This window comes from Microcystis sp. M169S2 (genome assembly GCF_020245865.1).
Classification (GTDB): Bacteria; Cyanobacteriota; Cyanobacteriia; order Cyanobacteriales; family Microcystaceae; genus Microcystis; species Microcystis ichthyoblabe_A.
This window is the reverse complement of record NZ_JADBUB010000254.1, coordinates 1-4191: the sequence shown is the minus strand read 5'-3', so window position 1 is coordinate 4191 and position 4191 is coordinate 1. Positions and strand designations below refer to the sequence as shown.

Here is a 4191-nt window from a genome sequence, read left to right as displayed (position 1 = left end):
TAATAATAATTCCTAGTAAGCTCGCTCCTATCCCTAATTCTTTCGTTAGCTTTTTGCCTAGAATCGCTAGATCTATTTCTAGCGAGAGAAGCCAGAAGCCTTTGTTGGCAAGTTTTCTAGCTCGCTTGTCCCCCTGTCAGCTATTCAGCAATTGGCCATCACAGATGACACACTCAGTGTAGATTTGTCTGATGGGCGCACTATATCTGTTCCCCTGGCATGGTATCCTCGGCTCCTGCATGGCTCAATTGAGGAGCGCAATGATTATCGCTTGATCGCTGGTGGCAGTGGAATCCATTGGAATCAACTAGATGAAGACATTAGCACTAAAAACTTGATTCTTGGCCAACCATCAGGGGAAAGTCAAAAATCCTTGAAGCGTTGGTTAAATAATCGAGTGCGATCGCCGATCTCGTAGGGTGCGTTCCCTAATGTGGCTCCTACTGCTCCACCGATCGATTTTTGGGGAACGCACCATGCACATTTATTGAAACTGTGGGTTTAAGTGCGTTCCCTAATGCAAGTTAAAGTCAGATGTAGGCTGGGTTGACGAAAAGAAATCCAACAACTTCTGGTTTAATCCCCTCCGCCACCTCAACGATAGACACCTCCATTGCTCAGGGTAAAATGAAGGGGCATAGTTGAAAAGAGGTCAAATCTATGACAGTTCGACAACCCCGCTACAGCAAAGAAGAGTTTGCCCGACGTGGCGATGAGATTTATGAATCTCAGGTGCGCCCCCAAATTGAGGAAGGTAATCATGGCAGAATTGTGGCGATCGACATCGAAACTGGAGCGTTTGAGCTTGCTGACGATACGATGACTGCGACTCGGCGACTTTATGAACGATTGCCTGATGCTCAGCCTTGGGTTGTTCGGATCGGCTATCGCGCCGTTCATCGTTTCGGCGCACGGAGTTTGAAAGACGCTCTATATTGCGGGTATATTGCTGAGAAAATGCCGTTAAATATTCGAGAGTGGGATTGTCCAGACTGTGGGACTCACCATGACCGAGATATTAACGCAAGTAAAAACATTTTGGCCGCAGGGCTTGCGGTGTCAGTCTGTAGAGCGACCATAAGACCAGAACAGAGTAAATCTGTTAATGCAGGTGCGAAAAATCCTTCGGGACAGAAGCAGAAACTCAAATCGTGAGGTTTGGGAATCGCCGTCCGTTTACGGCGGTGAGGATGTCAAGTTCCGACGGTTCCACAGTTTTAGTCCTTCAAACCAGAAAATACTGACAACTCCAGAAACTAAGCTAACCAGCAAATCATCAGTATGTAGCAGTGAAAAGCTGAACAGGTGTCGTAACAAGGGAACATAGAGAACTAATCCCAAAAACAGGAGTCCACCGCCGATCACCCACCACAAAGCCTGATTAGGAGCTTGGAGCATTTCTGGAATCGTTCGGGACCAGGAACGATTGGTTAAGATCATAGCGAGGTTGGAGATAATCAATGTCGTAAATGCTAAGGCACGAGCATCAAATTCACTATTGCCGTTGTTATAGGCGATCGCGAATACAATAACCAGTACCACTAAAACGCTGATCCCTTGAAGCAAAGCCAATCGCAATGTCCGACGACTGAACAAGGGTTCTTTGGGATTACGGGGGGGACGACGCATAATATCGCTTTCTGCCGGTTCAGCTTCAAACACAACCGTGCAGGCTGGATCGATAATTAAGTGCAGAAAGGCAATGTGGATCGGGAGTAGCACCAAGGGCCAGCCAAACATGACTGGAATCAACGACATACCAGCGATCGGAACGTGAACGGCCAAGGTATAGGCCATCCCCTTTTTCAGGTTGTCAAAGATACGTCTTCCCAGTTTGACCGATTCGACAATGGACGAAAAATCATCTTTCAACAGGACCAGATCGGCAGACTCTCGCGCTACATCGGTCCCCCGTTCACCCATGGCAATGCCGATATGGGCAGACTTGAGGGCCGGGGCATCGTTGACACCATCACCGGTCATGGCCACAATTTCCCCGGAGCGTTTCAGTGCATTGACAATCAATAGTTTTTGTTCGGGGACGACACGGGCAAAGATGTTGGTGCTTTGAATGCGATCGCGCAGTTCCGACTCACCCATTTGCTCCAGTTCCCTACCGGTGATCACCTTGTCTAAAGGCCTGAGTCCAATCTGACGGGCAATGTTCTGGGCTGTTACCGGATAATCACCGGTAATCATGACAACGCGAATTCCCGCACCATAGCATTCAGCGATCGCAGGTGCCACAGTAGGGCGCACGGGGTCTTCCAGGCCGATGAGTCCGACAAATTCAAACTCAAAGTCGTGTTGTTGCACAGGTAAGCGATCATCAGATTCTAAGTAGGCTGGGGGCCCGGATGACTCAAGAGCGTGGGTTTTGGGTAATGTTCCCATTTTGCGTCCTTGGGCGACTCCCAGAACTCGCAAACCTTCTCTGGCCATTGCCTGGATTTGTTCGACAAGCTCCTGTTGTTGAATCGGGCTGAAATGGCAGAGATCGGCAATCGCTTCTGGGGCCCCTTTTGCCGCAACGGTAAGCTCCCCCGTCAGGGATTCCCAGACACAGGACATGGCCAAGAGATCGGTGGACAGGGGATATTCGTGCAGTAGTTGCCAATCGCTATGCAGGTGTTCAGTCTTGGCTAGGTAATTCCAACCAATTTGCTGCAAAGCTTTTTCCATCGGGTCAAAGGGATCTTTGCGACTCGCTAGAATGCCAAACTCGATCAGGGGATGAAGGACTTCGGGCAAGGGTTCGCGCTCGTGGAGCGTCACATCGTACAGATAAGCATTGGAGCCGCTGTAAACCAACAATTGTTTGACGGCCATTTGGTTCAATGTCAGGGTTCCAGTCTTATCGACACAAAGAACGGTGACAGAACCCAGGGTTTCAACCACTGGAATGCGACGGGTTAGTACCTGTTTTTGCGAGAATCGCCACGCTCCCAGAGCCAGAAAGATGGCCAGCACCACCGGAATTTCATTGGGCAAAATTGCCATCGCTAGGGCTAATCCTGCCAAAAAGCCATGCAACCAATCGGCCCGGGTTAATCCATAAATCACGACCACCGCCGCACAAATGGCAAGCGCGATCATCGTCAATTTACCGACAATGCGACGGGTTTCTTTCTGTAAGACCGTGTCTTCCGGTTCAACCGTTTGCAGAGCTTTGCCAATTTTTCCCATTTCAGTGCCTATACCCGTTGCTTGCACCTGGGCAATGCCCTGCCCTTGCACCGCAAGAGTGCCAGAATAGACAGTGGGTAAGTCGTCTCCACCCGGTCTCAAGGTGGCTGAAAGGTGCTTCGGGTCTTCTTCCAGCTGGATGGTGCGTTTCCTGACTGGAGCAGACTCCCCGGTTAACAGCGATTCATCAATCGTCAAGTGAGTGGACCACAGCAAAATCGCATCTGCAGGAACGCGATCGCCCTCCTCCACCACGATCAGATCCCCCTCTACCACTTCTCGGCCGGCAATTCGCTGCCGTTCCCCATCTCGAATCACCAAGGCCCGAGGACTGGATAAGTCCCGCAGTGCTTCTAGAGAACGTTCCGTTTTTTGCTCTTGGTAAAGATTGATGCCAATAATAAAAAAGACAAACCCCAATAAAATTAGAGCTTCTTGTGCATCACCCAAAAAGAGGTAGATGACACCACAGGCAATTAGGAGCAGGAAAATCGGCTCTTGGATAATGTCTAGGGCGATCCTTAAAAAAGTACGATGCTGAGTTGAGGGGAGTTCGTTGTAGCCGTGCTGTTTCAAGCGCTCACTAGCTTCTTGACTAGACAACCCGTTAAACTGCCTATTTTGTATAGGTGCAACCATAACAATTACCTAGGTTTTTCACACAGGCTATTCTCGCACACAGAGAGTGGGTAAACTGTACTGAATTTAAACTGCGTATTAACAATTTTAGTACAAATGCTCAAACTTCCTCTCCCTGCTCCCAACTCTGGCACTCCGGTGCAGTCTTAACGGCTAATTTAAGTAGCTGGTTATAATTAAATTAAAAATGGATTTTAGGTTCGATCCCCCCTGCCCCCCTTGATACTGTCCTTTAGTCACATCTTTCTTAACATTTCAAACCTTTGTCGCACATGGCTTTCAAGACTCAGTTAACAATCTGTAATATTCCTTGTTGACACCCTTACTGACAAAGAAAAAACTGAAATCAAGTCAGGATAAGGGTTG

At 48.7% G+C, this 4191-nt stretch carries 2 protein-coding genes and 2 pseudogenes; 3 read left to right on the top strand and 1 reads right to left on the bottom strand.

Annotated features, from left to right (window positions below; translation table 11 throughout):
* Positions 1–151: 151 nt before the first annotated feature.
* The 3 genes and pseudogenes from IM485_RS22170 to IM485_RS22160 form a co-directional block, all read left to right on the top strand.
* Positions 152–418, top strand: a complete 267-nt coding sequence (locus IM485_RS22170) for a DUF2442 domain-containing protein (protein ID WP_238142106.1) — start codon at positions 152–154, stop codon at positions 416–418.
* A gap of 242 nt (positions 419–660) precedes the next feature.
* Positions 661–924 (top strand): annotated as a pseudogene (locus IM485_RS22165) (hypothetical protein); the annotation flags it as partial.
* A gap of 12 nt (positions 925–936) precedes the next feature.
* Positions 937–1155: pseudogene (locus IM485_RS22160) on the top strand (zinc ribbon domain-containing protein); the annotation flags it as partial.
* Between the two features lie 21 nt (positions 1156–1176).
* Here the strand turns inward: IM485_RS22160 and IM485_RS22155 are convergent.
* Positions 1177–3825 (bottom strand): cation-translocating P-type ATPase, encoded by a 2649-nt coding sequence (locus tag IM485_RS22155; RefSeq protein ID WP_287745600.1) that lies wholly within the window; start codon positions 3823–3825, stop codon positions 1177–1179.
* Positions 3826–4191: the final 366 nt, after the last annotated feature.

Bases quoted from the DNA above. Each gene is read 5' to 3' on its own strand.
- IM485_RS22155 (WP_287745600.1), bottom strand. From the start codon at position 3,825: ATGGTTGCACCTATACAAAATAGGCAGTTTAACGGGTTGTCTAGTCAA.